Origin of the sequence: Allosphingosinicella sp., from assembly GCF_046295735.1 — a bacterium.
Taxonomy (GTDB): Bacteria; Pseudomonadota; Alphaproteobacteria; order Sphingomonadales; family Sphingomonadaceae; genus Allosphingosinicella.
On sequence record NZ_JBKBMQ010000009.1, the window covers coordinates 109,845 to 123,987 of the forward strand.

General features: G+C 66.2%; 14 protein-coding genes and 1 pseudogene. 8 read left to right on the forward strand and 7 right to left on the reverse strand.

All coding sequences use genetic code 11. The features are described 5' to 3' along the window. Positions 1-140: 140 nt before the first annotated feature. Together ACK4K7_RS10255 and ACK4K7_RS10260 are read right to left on the reverse strand one after the other, a co-directional pair. Complete coding sequence (locus ACK4K7_RS10255; protein ID WP_431865747.1) at positions 141-1,337, reverse strand: DUF932 domain-containing protein; 1,197 nt, start codon at positions 1,335-1,337, stop codon at positions 141-143. A 198-nt stretch (positions 1,338-1,535) separates the two neighbouring features. Continuing rightward, positions 1,536-1,913, reverse strand: a complete 378-nt coding sequence (locus ACK4K7_RS10260; protein WP_431865749.1) for a hypothetical protein — start codon at positions 1,911-1,913, stop codon at positions 1,536-1,538. Positions 1,914-1,948: 35 nt separating this feature from the next. Here ACK4K7_RS10260 and ACK4K7_RS10265 point away from each other — a divergent pair. The 6 genes and pseudogenes from ACK4K7_RS10265 to ACK4K7_RS10290 all read left to right on the forward strand — a co-directional run. After that, a pseudogene (locus ACK4K7_RS10265) lies at positions 1,949-2,206 on the forward strand (helix-turn-helix domain-containing protein); the annotation flags it as partial. Continuing rightward, the gene (locus tag ACK4K7_RS10270; protein ID WP_431865751.1) at positions 2,199-3,368 is read left to right on the forward strand and encodes a cysteine desulfurase family protein; all 1,170 of its coding nucleotides are present in this window, start codon (positions 2,199-2,201) and stop codon (positions 3,366-3,368) included. The pseudogene ACK4K7_RS10265 and the gene ACK4K7_RS10270, both read left to right, overlap by 8 nt. Then, positions 3,368-4,318, forward strand: a complete 951-nt coding sequence (locus ACK4K7_RS10275) for a DUF4007 family protein (protein ID WP_431865752.1) — start codon at positions 3,368-3,370, stop codon at positions 4,316-4,318. Before ACK4K7_RS10270 ends, ACK4K7_RS10275 begins: the two co-directional genes overlap by 1 nt. After that, positions 4,311-7,784, forward strand: coding sequence for a hypothetical protein (locus ACK4K7_RS10280; RefSeq protein WP_431865754.1), 3,474 nt, complete (start codon positions 4,311-4,313; stop codon positions 7,782-7,784). Before ACK4K7_RS10275 ends, ACK4K7_RS10280 begins: the two co-directional genes overlap by 8 nt. A gap of 29 nt (positions 7,785-7,813) precedes the next feature. Beyond that, entirely contained in the window at positions 7,814-8,608 is a 795-nt protein-coding gene (locus ACK4K7_RS10285) for a phosphoadenosine phosphosulfate reductase family protein (RefSeq protein ID WP_431865756.1), read from the forward strand. Positions 8,609-8,737: 129 nt separating this feature from the next. Further along, positions 8,738-9,982, forward strand: a complete 1,245-nt coding sequence (locus ACK4K7_RS10290; RefSeq protein WP_431865758.1) for a hypothetical protein — start codon at positions 8,738-8,740, stop codon at positions 9,980-9,982. Positions 9,983-10,019: 37 nt separating this feature from the next. Here ACK4K7_RS10290 and ACK4K7_RS10295 read toward each other — a convergent pair whose 3' ends face one another. The 5 genes from ACK4K7_RS10295 to ACK4K7_RS10315 all read right to left on the reverse strand — a co-directional run bounded on the left by ACK4K7_RS10295 (position 10,020) and on the right by ACK4K7_RS10315 (position 13,370). Further along, positions 10,020-11,261 carry a tyrosine-type recombinase/integrase gene (locus tag ACK4K7_RS10295; protein WP_431865760.1) on the reverse strand — a complete coding sequence of 414 codons (1,242 nt, stop codon included), beginning with the start codon at positions 11,259-11,261 and terminating at the stop codon, positions 10,020-10,022. A gap of 150 nt (positions 11,262-11,411) precedes the next feature. After that, positions 11,412-11,882 carry a JAB domain-containing protein gene (locus ACK4K7_RS10300; RefSeq protein WP_431865761.1) on the reverse strand — a complete coding sequence of 157 codons (471 nt, stop codon included), beginning with the start codon at positions 11,880-11,882 and terminating at the stop codon, positions 11,412-11,414. Next, positions 11,879-12,340, reverse strand: a complete 462-nt coding sequence (locus tag ACK4K7_RS10305) for a hypothetical protein (RefSeq protein ID WP_431865762.1) — start codon at positions 12,338-12,340, stop codon at positions 11,879-11,881. The genes ACK4K7_RS10300 and ACK4K7_RS10305 overlap by 4 nt, the downstream gene beginning before the upstream one ends. 52 nt (positions 12,341-12,392) lie before the next feature. Then, positions 12,393-12,743, reverse strand: coding sequence for a hypothetical protein (locus tag ACK4K7_RS10310; RefSeq protein WP_431865763.1), 351 nt, complete (start codon positions 12,741-12,743; stop codon positions 12,393-12,395). A gap of 102 nt (positions 12,744-12,845) precedes the next feature. After that, positions 12,846-13,370, reverse strand: coding sequence for a helix-turn-helix domain-containing protein (locus ACK4K7_RS10315; protein WP_431865764.1), 525 nt, complete (start codon positions 13,368-13,370; stop codon positions 12,846-12,848). Between the two features lie 109 nt (positions 13,371-13,479). Here ACK4K7_RS10315 and ACK4K7_RS10320 point away from each other — a divergent pair, with 109 nt between their 5' ends. Together ACK4K7_RS10320 and ACK4K7_RS10325 are read left to right on the forward strand one after the other, a co-directional pair. Then, complete coding sequence (locus tag ACK4K7_RS10320; protein ID WP_431865765.1) at positions 13,480-13,704, forward strand: hypothetical protein; 225 nt, start codon at positions 13,480-13,482, stop codon at positions 13,702-13,704. 56 nt (positions 13,705-13,760) lie between these two features. Then, positions 13,761-14,120 carry a hypothetical protein gene (locus tag ACK4K7_RS10325; RefSeq protein ID WP_431865766.1) on the forward strand — a complete coding sequence of 120 codons (360 nt, stop codon included), beginning with the start codon at positions 13,761-13,763 and terminating at the stop codon, positions 14,118-14,120. Positions 14,121-14,143 lie beyond the last annotated feature (23 nt).

Here is a 14,143-nt window from a genome sequence, read left to right on the forward strand (position 1 = left end):
TCTCTCGACCCTCAACCCGTCACGAAGCGCAGCGCCGACCTCTCACTCTGAAAGGGCGACGCCGCGAAGACGTGGATCAGGAGAGACGCAGAGCCGGAAAGTCGCAAACCCGTAAGCCCGCGGACCCGGCTCGGCGGTAGTCAGGCTGCTTGATCGAGCAGCTTCTTCGCGCGGGCTTCGAGATCGAGCCGTGCGTCTTGGTGCGGCTTGTCGCGCGCGACCGCCGTGATGCCCTGGACGAAGTCGAAGACGGACTCAGGCTTGCGGCCCTCCTCGGCGAGCACCGTCTCGATGATCTTCGCCGTCTCGGCCTTGCCAAAGCCGCGCTTCCGCAGGAACTCGGTCCGGTCCTCGTCGGTGCGCGCCACGATGCGCTCGCGCGCCTGACGGATGCCGTTGATGAAGGGCTGGGGCGAGGAGTTGGCAAAGCGGGTGAGCGCCGGCGCCGCTTCGTGCGCGAAGCGGGAGGCGGCGTACTTCGAGTGCCGGATGGTGATCTCCTCGAAGTCCTCGACGCCCCACAGATTGCGGTTCTGGCAGACCGCGCGGAGATAGAAGCTCGCGATGCCGAGCGTCTTCGCGCCCACCTCCGAGTTCCAGCAATAGAAGCCGCGGAAGTAGAGGTCGGGCGAGCCGTCGGGCAGGCGGCCCGCCTCGATCGGGTTCAGGTCGTCGACCAGGAACAGGAAGACGTCACGGTCGGACGCATAGAGCGTGGTCGTGTCCTGCGTGATGTCGACCAGCGGATTGTAGACGCCCGTCGACCAGTCGAGCACGCCCGGCACCTTCCAGCGCGTGTCGCCGGTGCCGTTGCCGGCGATCCGCTGGACGGCGGCGACCAGCTCGTGATCGTAGATCCGGCCATAATCCGGCCCGGTGACCGCGCGCAGCTCGACCCGGCCATCGTCGGTCTCGAGCGTCTTCACCTGCTCGGCCCGGTGCGAGGTGAGCCCGTACTGGAGATTGATGCCGGCGAGCGGCGCCGGGAGTTGCCGGAGGTAGGCCGCCGGCGCGCCGACGAGCGCGGCGAGTTGGCCGAAGCTCCAGTGGGTGGGCGCGATCGGCTGATCCGAGCCCGGTAGCACCAGGGCGAGCCGCTCGGCGTCGCCGCGATCGGCTTCGACGCGAACGCCCGCGCTCTCGACCGTGCGGGTACGGCTGCGCTCGGCGCGGCCCTTCACCGCCGCCATCAGCTCGGACAGGGACAGGTAACGCTCGTCCGCCGGGCGGCTGAACCATTCGGACGACACGCGCCCGATACGCTCGCCGCGACCGACATCGACGCGGTAGCCGCCCCGCGGATCGGGGCGGGCGTCCAGAACTTCCACGTTGGTCATCGCAGGTCTCCCGCGACGGGCCGGCCGGGAGCCTCTCTCTCGACCCTCAACCCGTCACGGCGACAGCCGCCGTCCTCTTCCTCTCGGGGCGTTGCGGGGTGTCCCCGCAGAACGGGTCGGCCGAGACGTCGGACTCGGCCGTGGGGAAAAGCCTTCCCCAGCACCCCTCCTGGTCAGTCTGGACCAGTTGTTGGGTGCTCACCCTTTTGCGGCATCTGCCTGTTCCGCTTGCCCAGGGTCTAGCGCCGGGGCCGCAGCCGCAACCGGTTCATCAGCCACGGTGAACAACGGGTCCGCAGCAAGGAGCTCCTCCATTCCTGCATCGTCCACGGAAAGAACGAATTGCAGCCACGCGCTGTCAGCCTTCTTTTCAGGCGCGACTGCGATAAGGAAGCGGGTGCCGAGCGGGCCCGCCTCTTTCACAAGTGCGCCCTTCGTCAAGAAGCCACGCGCGCGTTCCGACTCTTTGCTTCCAAGGAGGAAGGTCTTCAATCGCGCGGCATCCGGCTCATCAAGATCTTCGGTTTTGATTTTGGTGAGAGCGTCTGTAAGCTCGTGAAGATACCGGCGTCGCAACAGAACGAGATGTCCTTGAGGGGCATCTCAAGGCGCGGGCGCAGCTCGTCATAGCCTTGCAGATGGCGATGATGCAGAAAGCCATGACGCAGGTCCAGGCCGCACGATTACTGGGCACGGATCAGCCGACGCTGTCGAAAGTTTTGCGCGGTCGAACGGCAAGCGTCAGCTTGGAAAAGCTCGTTTCCTGGTTGGTCATGCTGGGCCGATCGGTCGAGATCCGCGTGTACGAACCAGCTGATCCCGCTCTTGCCAGCCTCACCGCCGAGATTTCGGGTCTGAGCGATGCCTGAAGTCCAAAACTCTACGGACGGTGGGCGTCCGATCTATCTTGATCATCAATCGACTACGCCCGTGGACTCGCGGGTCGCGGCGCTGATGGTCGACGTCATGACGACGCGGTTCGGAAACGCTGCGAGTGCTGATCACTTCTACGGAGAAGAGGCTTCGGCGCTTGTGGCTGGTGCCGCGACGGAGGTTGCCGCGCTGGTGGGCGCATCGCCCAATCAGGTCCGCTTTACCTCTGGCGCGACCGAGGCGATCCGACTCGCGTTCCAGATCGCACGTTCTCAAGCCGATAGGCCGCTGCGGGTCGCTGCGTCCCGTGCCGAGCATCGAGCGGTGTTGGATCAGTTGGAGCGAATGGAGCGCGCCGGCACCGCAGCAGTCGAGTGGCTGTCTGTCGATTATGCCGGGAAGGTGGCGCTACCGGAGATCGCTCGCGTCCTAACTGATGGCGTCGACCTTCTCTGCCTAATGGCTGCGAATAATGAGGTCGGGACGCTACACTCCGTCCAAGAGGCGGCCGAGCGAGCCCGCGACGCGGGTGCCGAGATCCTTGTGGATGCGACGCAAGCGGCAGGCCTTGTGGAGCTCGACGCGGAGTCGTGGGGGATCGACTACCTCGTCCTCAGTGGACACAAGCTCTACGGACCGAAGGGCGTGGGCGCGCTTATCGGTCCGCTGGCGCGAACAGACGCGGCCGATGCGGCGGCAGGTCATGCCGGCACAACGAATGTCCCGGCGGTGGCGGGGCTTGGCCTAGCATGCCGGATAGCTCGCGAAGGGATGCCGGAGTTCGCCTACCATCTCAGAGGCATTCGCGATCGGCTGGAAACGGCTCTGAAGAGCGAAATTCCCGGTCTCGTCGTGAACGGCGATCGCCTCCACCGCTTGCCGCACAACCTCCACGTCAGCGTGCCCGGCGCGCCGAATCACGCCGTCGTTGCAAGGTTGCGGCGCGAGGTTGCGATCTCGACCGGAGCAGCCTGCTCCTCCGGTGCGCAGGAGCCTTCGCATGTGCTCCGAGCCATGGGGCTGTCGGACGAGCTGCAGGAGACGGCGCTTCGCATTTCACCAGGCCGAGGGACGAGCCTGCAGGACGCGGATCAGGCCGCCGAGGCGATCATCCGGGCGGCGCTGGCCGTCCGGTCAGAAGTGAGGGAGTGTGCGTGATGGCCGCCGCTGAACTGAGCGGGCCTCGGGCTGGTACGATGAGGTTCTCCGGACATGAGACCTTCGCCTGCCGCTATGCCTGGCTGCCGAAGGCGTATCGAGGCCTCGCAGTCAACCCGGCCCTTTTCGCCGACGAGGACGCGGCGATCACGGAGCTGGGCTTAGGCAAGAACATGGTGCGAGCGCTCCGGTTCTGGGCCGAGGTTATGGGCGTCGCCAGACCTGAGGGCCGAGCCTTGCAGCTAACTGAGTTCGCCCACGAAGTCTTCGGCCCGAAAGGCCACGACCGTTTCATCGAGGATGTCCGAACGCTCTGGCTGCTGCATTGGAAGCTTGCCTCGAGGCACGACAATGCTCTGTTTGCCTGGCGTTTCCTGCTCAACCACTGGGCTTACCCGGAGCTTACGCGCACCGAAGCGCTTGCGGCGTTCACCCGAGAGTCGCTCCGGCTGGGGCATTCGCACAGCGAGGTGACCTTGTCGCAGCATCTCGACGTTTTTCTGCACACCTATCATCCGGCGCGGGGAAGCGGCGTCGGCCTTGAAGACTCACTCGACGGCCCTCTGGTAGAGCTTTCGCTCCTGCAGGCGATCGGTGAACGTAGAAGCGAGAGTGGACGCTTCGAAACAGTGTTTGCCTTTCGTCGCGAACCCAAGCGCGAGATCAGCGCGGCTCTGTTTGGCTATTGCTTGGCAGACTACTGGGCGCGGTTTAGGCCGAACGAGGAGACGCTGACGCTGCGAGAGGTGACTGTCGGTGTCTGCTCACCGGGACAAATCTTCAAGCTGCCCGAAGACGATGTGCGCACGCGATTGGAGGCCTACGGCGCCGACCCGAGAAGCCCGTTCAGCTACCAGCCGTCTGCCGTGCAAGGCTTGTTGTCGCGCCGCAAGGGCGTTTCCACACCGACCCTTGCTGAAGTGTACGAAGAGGAGATGGCATATGCCTGACGCAGGGGCGGCCATCGTCGACCTTTTCCGGATCCCCAATCGCTTTCTGCGGTCGGTGCAGCTTGAGCGCGACTTTGTCGATGAGGCGGCGCTGGAGAACTACATCCTCACGCCGTCGATGGCGGAGGCGGTCGCGCGTGTGGCAGACGGCCTTCGTGCAGCGTCTGGGCGACGTGCTTGGCGTGTCACCGGCGACTATGGCGTCGGCAAGTCTTCGTTCGCGTTGCTGTTGGCCCAAATATTGAGTGGTCGAGGCGGCGCCGCGCTCGACCGGGTCGCTGCGGCCCTCGGATGGGCCGCGCGGTTCACGGATGGCGCTCCGAAACTGTGGCCGATCTTAGTGACAGGATCGCGTGAAAGCCTCGTGCCAGCGCTGGCGCGCGGCGTCGGCGAAGCGCTGGCGCATCACGCATCGCTCGCGAAGCGAAAGAGCCGCGCGATCGAGTCACTGCGAGCGCGCGCAGAGGAAATTGCAGCGAACGGCGGGCCAGGCGACGTTGAAGTCTTGATCGGGCAGGTCCGAGAGCTGGCGGGCAGCGACGGTGCCGGCGTTCTTCTGATCATCGATGAATTGGGCAAGTTCCTCGAGCATGCCGCCCAGCATCCGGATCGTGAGGACGTGTTCGTGCTCCAGCGGCTCGCCGAGCTGGCAGCTCGCAGCGGCGCTCAGCCGTTTGTATTCCTCGGGCTGCTGCACCAAGGCTTCCAAGCCTACGCAGATCGTCTGCCGGCGGTTGCCAAGCATGAATGGGATAAGGTCGCGGGTCGCTTCGAGGAGATCGTCTTCGATCAGCCTCTCGCGCATACCGCCGCGCTCGTCGCCGGCGCGCTTGACGTTCAGACCAAGCGCTTGCCCACCGCCGTCCGCGACGCGGCGCGAGCGGCGGCAACGGCGACTTCGGCGACCGGATGGCTCGGCGGCGGCACCACGGGAGCCGCGACGCTCGATGCAGCGCGGCTGTACCCGCTCCATCCGACGCTGCTGCCGGTTCTGGTCCGCTTCTTCGCCCGCTTCGGTCAGCATGAGCGATCGCTGTTCGGTTTCCTCCTGTCGTCTGAGCCTTTTGGGCTGCAGGCGTTTGCCAGTCGGAAGCCGGCCGCTGAAGTCTGGTACGGGCTGGCGGAATTTTATGACTATGTCCGGGCTTCGTTCGGGCATCGCTTGGCCGGTGCCAGCTATCGCAGCCACTGGGTTCGGATTGCCGAGACGATCGACAGCATCATTGAGGCCAACGCGCTCGAGATGCAGCTCCTCAAGTCCGTTGCGATCCTTAATCTAGTCGACGCGGACGACCTTCTTCCGACGACCGCGGCACTGGTCGCCGCCTTCTCACACTGTACGGCCGATCAGGTGCGGGCCGCTTTGGTCCAACTGTGCGATCGAGGCTTATTGTTCCAGCGTGGACTCGCAGGGGCGTTGCGGCTCTGGCCGAACTCCAGCGTCAGCCTGGATGCAGCGCTCGAGAAGGCTGCTCGTGCACTCGGGCCGGTCGAAACCGTTGCGGGCGCGATAGAGCCGTTCCTGGATAAGGAGCCGGTGCTCGCTCGCCGCCACTACGTCGAGAAGGGGACGCTCCGGTATTTCGAATTACGCTATACAGCGGCTGCAGCCCTCAAGGACGGGCTGAAGAAGGCCTTCGAGGGAGATGGCGCGATCGTCATCGCGCTCGCGGACACCCTGCAGGAGCGCGAACTCGCGCTCAAGGCGGCGGGCGATGCTCCGTACAATGAGCGGAAGGATGTGATCGTCGGCATCCCCCAGCCGCTCCTCGGGCTGGCCCCAGAGCTTCAGGACTTGAGATGCTGGCAGTGGGTCGCTGACAACACGCCGCAGCTCGCGGATGATGCCTATGCGGCCGCAGAAGTCGCCCGGCAGCTGGCCAGTGCCCGCCGCGCCTTGTTCAGCCGCTTGGAAGCGCTCCTCGGCTTGCGCAGCGGAGTTGCTACCGATGTTTGCTGGTACCGCGCGGGCGAGACCGTCCGCTCGCCGAAACGCGGTGGGCTGACGGCGCTCCTCTCGGACGTCTGCGATGATCTTTATCCGAAGGCCCCAAAAATCTCGAACGAGCTGCTCAACCGAAACACGTTGAGCAGCGCGGCAGCCGGCGCGCGGATGCGCCTCATCGAAGGGCTGTTCAATGCACCCGACGATCCTTTGCTCGGGATCGACCCCGTCAAGGCGCCGCCAGAGAAGTCGATGTATCTCTCCGTCATCCGGAAGGGCGGCGTCCACGTTCAGGTCGACGAACGCTACCGGATTGAGGAGCCAACAAAGCACGATCCGCTGCGGCTACGGCCGGCGTTCGATCGCATCATCGACATGATCGAAGACGCGCGAGGCGACCGCGTCTCCGTCCTGACAATCCTTGAGGGACTGCGAGTAAGTCCTTGGGGCGTACGTGCCGGTGTCGCACCGCTCCTGCTGGCAATCATCCTCCGAACCCGCTCTCACGAACTGGCCGTCTATGAGCACGGCACGTTCCTGCACCGTTTCGGGCCCACCGACTTCCTTCGGCTCACAAAGGCGCCAGCGACATTCGAGGTGCAGCATTGTCGGATCGCTGGGGTGCGCTCGGAGGTCTTCAGCGAACTCGCGCAAGCCTTCTCGAAGCCGTCCGAGGGCCGAGCCCCGGACATCCTTGACGTCGTTCGGCCGCTTTGTCAGTTCGCGGCCCAGCTCCCCGACTACACCCGGCGCTGTACATCGCTTAGCCGTGAAGCGCTCAACGTGCGCGACGCTTTGCTGTCGGCGCGCGAGCCGGCCACAATGCTCTTCACAGACCTCCCGAAGGCATGCGGGGTTGAGGCGTTCTCGCCCGATGAGGAGAGCGACGGCGAACGCGTGCGGTGTTTCGTGTCAGCGCTACATGACGCTGTCGGGGAGCTCCGTGGCGCATACCCCGAGCTTCTCGCGCGCATTATCGCTCAGGTCGCCCAGGCAAGCGGTTCGGACGCGGCCACCTTCGATCGCGCTCGCCTGGCTTCGCGTGCGGCTCGCGTGTCGCTCGCGGCGCGCGAGCCGCGGCTACGGACCTTCGCACTGCGGTTGCGCGACCCGGGCCTGTCCGATGAGGCTTGGGCGGAGGCGCTGGCGAGCTTCGTCGTCGCCAAACCGCCGGCCCGGTGGGCGCCGGGCGACGAGGCCCGGTTCGGAGAGGAGATCGGCGCGCTCGCTGAGCTTTTCCACAAAGTGGAGGGAACAGCCTTTCTCGGCGAAGGCGGCACACCCGTCGCTGAGGCAATACGGCTTAACCTTACCCGCGGTGACGGTGAGGATCGCCTGCGCGTCATCGAGCCGCGTCCCGACGATCGTGATCTGGCCGCTGAAGCCGAGCTGATCCGTGGCCGGCTTCCGCAGGATCGACTCATGCGGCTTCAGCTGCTCGCCCACTTGATGTGGGCGGATCTCGACGCCGCTTCTCAGCCGGAGGCGGTCGCCCAGCCTGCTAAGAGAACGCGCAAGTGACCGCTGCCTCGAGTTCGTCCGTGCGACACGTGCTCAGCCTGTCCGGGGGCAAGGATAGCGCGGCGCTGGCGATCTACCTGCGCGACCGCGTGGCAGAGATGGAATACATTTTCCACGACACCGACAAGGAGCTGCCCGAGACGTACGACTACCTGGCGCGCCTGGAAGCGATCCTGGGCAAGCCTATCGTCAGGACCTCGCCCGTCGACACCTTTGACCACTGGCTGACGGTATATCGGGGGATGCTGCCGTCGAACCACCGTAGGTGGTGCACGAAGGTGCTGAAGCTCAAGCCGTTCGAAAACTATATCGGCGACGGTCCTGTCGTGAACTACGTAGGCTTGCGGGCCGACGAGAACCGGGTCGGCTACATCAGCACCAAGCCGAATATCACAGCCGTTTATCCCTTCCGGGAGGATGGTTTGGTGCGTGCAGACATCATCCGCATCCTTGAAGACTCAGGGCTAGGTCTGCCGCCGTACATGGACTGGGGCCGGTCGCGGTCTGGCTGCTTCTTCTGCTTCTACCAGCAGAAGATCGAGTGGGTTCGGCTGCGCGAGACGCACCCCGACCTGTTCGACCGCGCGAAGGAGTATGAGGAGCGCGCCGTGCAGTTCGGCGAGCAATTCTACTGGTGTCAGAACGAGAGCTTAGCCGAATTGGAGCGGCCGGAGAGGATGCAGCAGATCAAGGAGAACTGGGAAGCCTCGCAGGCCCGGGCCCGCGCGAAACGCCGCAACGTTCCGCTGGTGGAGTCGCTTGGTGGCTTGGAGCCGCAGGATGATCCGGCGCTGCGCGACGGCTGCCTGATCTGCTCTTTGTGAAGTTCGAAGAGGGCTGGGGGTGGGGGCACCCTCGATGGCGAAGCTCGCGGATGGGCCTGGCTGGGTCCTAAGTCTCTGCACGGCTCGTACTCATCAGAGTTCGTCACCCGCGCGCTTAAAATGCCGCTTTTGAAGGACTACCTGCTCATCCACGTCGACTGCTCGCGTCTCGACCTCGAGGTCCGCAACGAACTGTTCATGGCGTCGCGCGATCGGCTCAAGGCCGGCGACAAGGCGGATGCGATCCGAAAGCATCTCCGCGCAATCCTTGCGGACAGCGACCTCAAGGAGATCGCGAAGCGGAGAAAGTCGAGTCTTAACGTCGACAACGCTGACGCAGGCAAAATGCTGCGCGACCTGACCCGCAACATGCCGATGAACGATGCCCTGACCAAGATCCTGCGTCAGACATTCGACCTTCCCGGCCAAAAGCCGGGCACAGCTCAGAAAGAGGAGCGCGAGGAGCGGCAGAAGCCGAAACGCGAGCCTCGCGAGGTGCCCCCGTTCCACCCACAGCGTTACCCGTCCGCCTTTCGCGTCAAGGGCGGCGACGCGGCAGAGAAGGGGCTCAAGCTTTTCAAGCTGCCGCAGAGCGGGAATCGGACAATCTCCTTCGCGACCGACGTTGAGAACGAGTACTTCGATCGGACTGATGATCCTGGCGACATGAAGCTCGCGGTCATGCGCCCCTCTAGTGCGGGCCAAGGCGGTGGTGGCACACCCGACCCCTCGAGCGAGGGCGACCTCCTGGATCTCGTTCGTGCGAGCCCTGTCGATGGCACGATCAGGGTGGGTGTGCGCGCGACGGCCGAGATGAAGGTCGGCGATGCAGTCGAGCTGCACGCGACGCTCACAAGTCCGCAAGGCGACCTGACTGAGACGATCCTGGTCCGGATTACTGATCCAGAGCACAAACCGCCGCGCAAGGAGCCGGATGTCGAGCCGCCGCTCGGCATCCCTGAGCTGGTGCTCTGCTCGCGGGAGGGCGGCCCGGGCCTCAAGTCGTGGGAAGAGATCGCAGAGGCAGGCGTCGAGATGGACTACGAGACTGTCGTCTATCCCTTCGTCGAGGAGGACAAGCTGTCGCGCATATGCGTCAATGTCGACAGCAAGGTGTTGAAAGACTTCAACTCAAGCGTAAAATCGTCGGAAGCCGTCGAGCTTGCCGAGCGACGCTACATCAGCTCCGTCTACTTCCACACTTTGTTTCTTTTCGCGACGACTAAGTCACGGAAGTATGATCTGCAGCGCAGGGACGGGGATACGAGCCGGGATGTTGACGTCTCAGAGTATATCTCGGATCTGTTCAGCGCCTCCTATGCGCAGTTCCTGCTGAATTTCGAGACTGCCGATCTGATAGAGGCGATCGGGTAAGTCTCTGGACGAAAGGTAAGGAGCAGAGTAGGCGGCCCTAAGCGGCCTGCTTCAGCTTCTTACGGGCGAGCAGGCTGCGAACGTACCGGTCCCACTTGGCCATAGCTGCGCGCTTCTCGGGCATGTAGTTCCAGCGGTCGTAGTTCTTGGAGCTGACGTCCTGAAGCGCGTGGTTCTGGATGCGGTCGCGGATCTCCTTCGCGATCCCTGCCTTGCCGGCCAGCGTCTTCCAGGTACGCCGTAGGTCTCGGTTCGTCGCGAACGGGATCACGCCGCGGTCCCGCTGCCGCCAGACGAAGCTGTAGAGCGTGCCGTGGGTGACGGGGCGGCTCGGATCCTTGGCTGACGGGAAGAACCAGCCCGCCTCGCTCGGCGTGATCGACTCGATGAGTTCGGCCGCGAGCGAGGGCAGCGGGATGGCGTGCGGCTGCATGTTCTTCGTCTTCGACCAGTCGATGATCCGCTCCTTGGCGTCCCACTGGTCGACATGGAGGCTCGCGATCTCCTCCACCCGCTGGCCCGTCAGCATGATGAGCTGGACGGCGCGAGGGTAGGAGGGGTGCACCGGCACGTCCGGGCAGTCGAGCCAGCGGTAAAGCTTCACGAACTCGTCCTCATCGAGCCAGCGCGTGCCCTGCGCCTTGGGCTCGGTCGGGATGCCTGAGGCCGGGTTGAACGGGATGCGGAAGCGTCGCGGCGAGGTGCTGCGGTAGTCATGCTCCGACTTCATGCCCCAGCTGTAGGCGGCATGAAGATAGCCCCGGACGTGGTCGGCCATGGAGCGGGCGCCACGCTCGTAGATGGGCCGGATTAGCTCCACCAGCTCCTCGGGCTCGATCTCGCGGGCGAGACGATTGCGGCCGAGCGTGTCGGCGATCTTGTTCAGGCCCTTCTCCGTTTCCTTCCAGGATGGCTTGCCGGCTGCCTTTAGCGAGGCGACATAACCTTCGAACAGGTCACCCACCGTGCCGGGCCTCGTGTCGCCGCTGATCTTGATGCTGCGACCCTTCTGGATGGCGTCCGAGTAGTCGCGCTTGAACACCTCGCGGGCCTGGGCCAGCGACATGGACGGATAGGCGCCGAGCTTCTTCTTGACCCGCTTCCCATCCCGCCACTGCTGGGCCATCCAGTCCGCAATGACGCGCTTGGGCATGGCGCGGACGATCAGCACCAAGCGGCCAGTGCCGCGGCCTTCGCCGTCGGTTAGGTTCTCCTGCTTGCCCGTCAGCTCCACACGCTTCAGGGCCTGGCGGATCGCGCCGTCGGTCAGAGCACCCATCGCCGCACCTCACGAGCCGTTGAGAACACCAGGCTGCGTTGGGGTCAGTAGGCGAGTGCTGTACCGCTCCCGATCCCCTTACAACCGCCCCCAGTTTGCCAATGTCGCACGGGCTACGCAAGGGAGGAAAACTGCTGTGTTTCAGCGGTCTCAGGCGTGAGCGTGCGTGATCGAAGCGGGGTAATCAGGGTGGTTGTGCGCCAGGATCAGCGCCGCGGCGTCGAGCGCCAGCGCGCGGCCGATCACGTCGCGCGGCCGCGCCTCCACCTCGCCCGCCGTCCCGGACGCGATCAGCGCCTCCGCGATCAGCCGGCCGTGCCCGTCGAGATAGAAGACGCGGAACTGCTCGGCCGCGAGCCAGCCGATCGCCGCCTGGAGATAGTCGCGGAAGGCCGGCGCGTCCGGATCGATCGGCGCCGCCGCCGCCTCGGCCTTCAGCGCCGCGCGCATCATCGCCGCGGCGGCGGCCACCTGCTCGGCCGCGCGCGCGCAGCCCGCCGCCTCGGCCAGCGCCTCGGCCGGCGCCGCCGCCACCGCGCCGAGCGATCCGTAGCGGCGCAGCAGCGCCCGCGCCGCGTCGCGCCCCCGGCCGGGGCGGGCGGAATCGATCAGGCGGGTCAAGGCGCGCTCGGCCGCGGCGTCGGCCCCCGCCTCGTCGAAGGCGGCGGGGAGGGCGGCGGCGGGCGCAGCAGGCTGGTGCCGATCGCGATGGCGAACAACATCGGATAGGCCCAGAAGCCCTGGGCCAGCGCATAGGCCCGCGGCACCACCCCCGGGCTCACCATCATCGCCCCATGCGTCACCACCGCGACCAGATGGAAACCGGTTGCCCATAACGGCCAGAACCTTTCGGAGCGAAGCGCGAGCGCGAGGAAGGCGGCGAGCACGGCGAGGTCGACGATCAGGATCCCGGTCTCGGCGGCCTGGAAGCGGCCGTTGGGCGCCGCCGCCGCCCCCACGCTCAGCAGCGAGCCGACGGCGATGACGGCGGCGCCGATCCGCTCGTCCGCCCCGCCGCGCTTCAGCGCGAACAGCAGGCAGGCGGCGAGCGTCGTCCAATAGAGGATCTGCAGCATCATCGCCCGACCGGACCAGCCGAAGCCGGTCCGGTCAACCTTTTCGCCGCGGCGGTCAGGCGGCGGCGCCGTCGACGATCGACAAATGGGCGGCGCGGCCCATCGGCGGCTTCTCCATCCCGCCGCCGATCGCGACCGTGCGCAGGCCGATCTGGGTCTTGGCCGCGTCGAGCCGGCGGTGCGCCTCCACGATCTGGTGCCGGGCGCGGACCAGGGCGGCGAAGCTTTCCGCCGCCGCCTCGAGCGCGTCCTGGCCGACCTGCGCGGCGAGGTTCGCCCGGCTGCGGGCGGCCGGCATGGCGGCGTTGAGCTCGGCGGCGCGGGCGAGCGCCTCGTCGATCGCCTGTTCGGCGGCGAACAGCCGGTCGGCGACCTGCTGTGCGGCTTCTTTCCTTTGCTTGAGCATGATCCATCTCCCCCCGGGCGACGCATCGGGTCGCCCGCGGCCTGGTGTTGGCTGACGGCGGTGAAGCCTTGCGGCGTGGCTAAGCGGTTACGATGGCGCCGGTCAGATCAGCCGCGACAAAGCGTCGAGCCCGGCCAGAACGGCGCCGAACGACAGCGCGGAACCGATGGCGATCGCCACGATCCAGCCCAGCCGGGCGGGGATGCTGAGCGTGTTGCGCTCCCCCCGTCCGGTCGGGAAAGGCAGAGGTACGGTCCGGCCGTTCGGGCGTCCCGCCGCATCCGCGGCGGATTGCCCCCATCGGCCCTCATGGCCGGCCCGGTCCTCCGCGCCTTCGTCGTCGAACGAGACGGGGATTGCCGCGCCGTCCCCCGGTTCGGCAACGTCCGGCGCTTGGTATACCAACGGCTGGTACCCATGTCCGTCCTCGTGCGCGGCCAGCATTCGCGCCGCGTCGACCCGGCTTTCGGCGCCGAGCGTCTGCATCGCCGTCTTGATCCTCTTGTCGACGGTGTGGTGGGAAATGCCCAGTTCCCGGGCGATGTCCTTGGACGACATATGCGCCAGCACCATGCGCAGGCACGTGCGCTGCCCTTCGTTGAGCTTGGCGATGCGCTCTGGACCCATGGACCAAGCTTTAGTCAGACGGGCGTGCGCGAACAACCATTTGAGCGCGGCCCGCATGAGGCGTACAAGCCGAATCGCGGGGGCGCAAAAGGTTGCGGGAAGGGCCCGAGTGGACAAGTTCAACGATTCGTCGCCGCCGCGCGGCCAGTTCGCTCAGGCGGGGGACCGGGCCGCCGCGATCGCGCGCCTGCTGGCCCGGCTCCGGGATTGCCTGGAGGATCTGGACCGGCTGGAACTGTGGTCGCCCGCGGCCCATGTCAGCCACGGCATCGCCTTGCTGCAGGAAGAGCTGAACCGGCTGGAGCGCGGCCCCGCGCCCGGCGGCCATCGCTGACGCCGTCCCGCGGGAACCGCGCGCGCTTTGGCGCGCTCTGGCCTTTCGGAGGTGAAATGAACATGCGCACTACCGGGCTTGCCCTGATCCTCGCCGCGTCGGCCACCACCCTGGCCGGCTGCGCCACCGTGATGCCGCCGTCCCAGCCGGGCGCGGAACTCGCCGGCCGCACGCTCCGGATGGAGACCGCGCGCGGCCCCGTCACCATGCTGTCCTTCCAGCGCGGCGGCGTCGTCCGCGCCGCGTTCGGCAACAATGTCGTCCAGGGCCGCTACGAGGTCGTGAACCGGAACCTGTGCTTCCACTGGGCGGGCGCGCCGCGCGAATGCTGGCCTTATGCCGCGCCCTTCCGCCGCGGCGAAACCCGCGCCATCACCAGCGACCGCGGCAACGCGATCCGGGTGACGATGCAGTAAGCGGCGGGGCGGGAGGCGCCCGC

What these genes read in the sequence shown, in the direction of transcription:
- ACK4K7_RS10255 (WP_431865747.1), bottom strand. Translation starts at nt 1,337, where the DNA reads ATGACCAACGTGGAAGTTCTGGACGCCCGCCCCGATCCGCGGGGCGGC.
- ACK4K7_RS10270 (WP_431865751.1), top strand. Translation starts at nt 2,199, where the DNA reads ATGCCTGAAGTCCAAAACTCTACGGACGGTGGGCGTCCGATCTATCTT.
- ACK4K7_RS10275 (WP_431865752.1), top strand. Translation starts at nt 3,368, where the DNA reads ATGGCCGCCGCTGAACTGAGCGGGCCTCGGGCTGGTACGATGAGGTTC.
- ACK4K7_RS10280 (WP_431865754.1), top strand. Translation starts at nt 4,311, where the DNA reads ATGCCTGACGCAGGGGCGGCCATCGTCGACCTTTTCCGGATCCCCAAT.
- ACK4K7_RS10295 (WP_431865760.1), bottom strand. Translation starts at nt 11,261, where the DNA reads ATGGGTGCTCTGACCGACGGCGCGATCCGCCAGGCCCTGAAGCGTGTG.
- ACK4K7_RS10305 (WP_431865762.1), bottom strand. Translation starts at nt 12,340, where the DNA reads ATGATGCTGCAGATCCTCTATTGGACGACGCTCGCCGCCTGCCTGCTG.
- ACK4K7_RS10310 (WP_431865763.1), bottom strand. Translation starts at nt 12,743, where the DNA reads ATGCTCAAGCAAAGGAAAGAAGCCGCACAGCAGGTCGCCGACCGGCTG.
- ACK4K7_RS10315 (WP_431865764.1), bottom strand. Translation starts at nt 13,370, where the DNA reads ATGGGTCCAGAGCGCATCGCCAAGCTCAACGAAGGGCAGCGCACGTGC.
- ACK4K7_RS10325 (WP_431865766.1), top strand. Translation starts at nt 13,761, where the DNA reads ATGAACATGCGCACTACCGGGCTTGCCCTGATCCTCGCCGCGTCGGCC.